Source organism: Streptomyces sp. adm13(2018) (assembly GCF_008042145.1).
Classification (GTDB): Bacteria; Actinomycetota; Actinomycetes; order Streptomycetales; family Streptomycetaceae; genus Streptomyces.
Genome location: NZ_RDBH01000054.1, coordinates 1 through 1,985, shown reverse-complemented (window position 1 = coordinate 1,985; position 1,985 = coordinate 1). Strand labels below are relative to the sequence as shown.

1 protein-coding gene and 1 pseudogene are annotated in these 1,985 nt (G+C 73.2%); one reads left to right on the top strand and one right to left on the bottom strand.

Annotated features, from left to right (window positions below; genetic code table 11):
- Nucleotides 1-222 precede the first annotated feature (222 nt).
- Nucleotides 223-729, top strand: a pseudogene (locus EAO70_RS40210) (hypothetical protein); the annotation flags it as partial.
- Between the two features lie 632 nt (nt 730-1,361).
- Here EAO70_RS40210 and EAO70_RS04395 read toward each other — a convergent pair.
- A complete protein-coding gene (locus tag EAO70_RS04395; RefSeq protein ID WP_148001696.1) occupies nt 1,362-1,949 on the bottom strand; it encodes a papain-like cysteine protease family protein in 588 nt (195 codons plus the stop codon).
- Between the last annotated feature and the right edge of the window lie 36 nt (nt 1,950-1,985).

Here is a 1,985-nt window from a genome sequence, read left to right as displayed (position 1 = left end):
GGGATGTGGGGGTGGGGTGGGGGGGTGGAGGAGCGCGTCCGGACGCTGGTCAGGAGCATCTGCCGTTGTCCGGATCCGGTCAACCCGCTTCAATGCGGAGTGACATCGGACTGTGAACGGTGTGACCGGGGTGTGAACGGACGCCCTCGGCCCACCTGCCCGCCCACCCCTCGCGGCGCGTCGGTCCGCTCCCCCGTCGTGAACGTTCACCGAGGAGTCCTCGTGAGCCACACCGAGGCCGATCTGGCGCAGCTCCTGCACACAGGCCCCTTCCATCTGGCCCTGCGCACCGCGCTGGCCGTGCGCGGACTGCCGCTCCAGCGGGTCCAGCACCATCTCGCGCACCGGGGCGTCAAGGTCGGGGTGACGAGCCTGAGCTACTGGCAGCAGGGGGTCCGCCGCCCCCAGCGGCCGGAGTCGCTGAAGGCGGTCCGTGCCCTGGAGGAGGTGCTCCAGCTGCCGGGGAACTCGCTGCTCCGGCTGCTCACGGAGGACGCGGCCGGGCGGGCCGAGGTGGAGCGCCCGGCGGCCCGGTCGTACCGCTCGCTGGTGGAGGCGTCCGGGTCGGTCGAGGGGCTCCTCGCGGGTCTGGAGTCGCCGACGGACGGCGGGCTGCACACGGTGGGGCACCACGAGCGGGTACGGATCGGGGCCGGGCGGGAGCTGGTCCGCCTCCACCAGCGAGCGGTACGACCGGGCCGCCGGGCGCTCCACCTCGGCCCGCCCGGCCGCGTCCTCCGTGAGCAGCCGGAGCAGCGAGTTCCCCGGCAGCTTGTCGCCGTACGCTCGGGTCACCCGCTCCCGGTACGCCGACAGGCTCGTCCCCCCGCGGCCGACCGCCCGGACCGCGTCCTCGTCGAGCGGCAGCACCCTCGCTCCCTTCTGGACGTACCACGCGTCGATCTGCGGCTCGCGGAACACCAGTCCGCCGCCGCCCCTCTCCGCGTACCGGATCTCGTCGTCGCCGGTGGCGATGTTGACGACCTGCCAGCCGCCGCCCGGCTGTTCGGCGGTCCACAGCGAGGCCTTCTGTCCGTCGGAGGAGACCGCCCTGCTGGCCCGGAACTCGACCCGGGCGACCGGCGCCCCCGGCTTCCCGGCGACGAAGTCCGGCGAGAGGATCCGTACCGGTACGGACCCGGCCTCGACCCGCGGCGCGACCGCCGCGCGGGCCACGGCGCCGTCCCGGGCGAAGAACCGGGACAGGGTGGCGAGGGTGCCGGGTGCCGAGGCGGCCTGCTCGGCGGTGGGCGCGGTCGGCGCCGGCGGCAGCCCTGCCGCGCCGGCCGGCAGCGCGCCGAGCAGGACGAGGGCGGAGGCGGCGAGGAGCCCGGCTCCCGCGACACGTGCGTTCATCGTCGTCACGCCCCTATCCGGTAGAGCGAGTGGGTCCAGGAGAAGGAGTTGTTGTTGACGTACCAGGCGTGCGAGGCCCAGTTGTAGCGGTTGCTGGACGGCCAGGGATCGCCCCAGTAGACCCAGCTGTCGGCGTCGTCGTAGCCGTAGATCACGTGCATGTGGCCGCCGCCGCTCGCCCACTGGATGCGGGTCTCGACGGGCCGGTCGGCGTTGATCTCGCTCTGGACGGTGGAGTAGCGCAGCCAACCGGTCACGTAGGAGCCGGGGTTCACGCCGGCCCAGCTGAGCCCGGTCTGGACGTTGCCGAGGGTCGCCTGGTTGTTGGGGCAGTCGTAGCCCTGCTGCCGGTTGAAGGCGGCGTTGCAGAACTGGTTCTGGCTGTAGCTGCGGCCGAACCAGGTGGCGATGGTGTTGCCGCCGGCCGCCCAGCACCAGTTGGTCTTCTGCTGGGCCTGCATGGTGATGTTCAGCCGCTTGGAGCCGAGGGCGGCGGCGTCCTCGCCGGCGGGTGCCGCGGACGCCGAGGTGGTGGGGACGAGGAAGAGTGCGGCCGCGGCGAGTGCCGCGAGGTTCAGCTTTCTTCTGCGCATCGCGTTCCTCCCTGGAGCGGGGGGTGGGGATGTGGG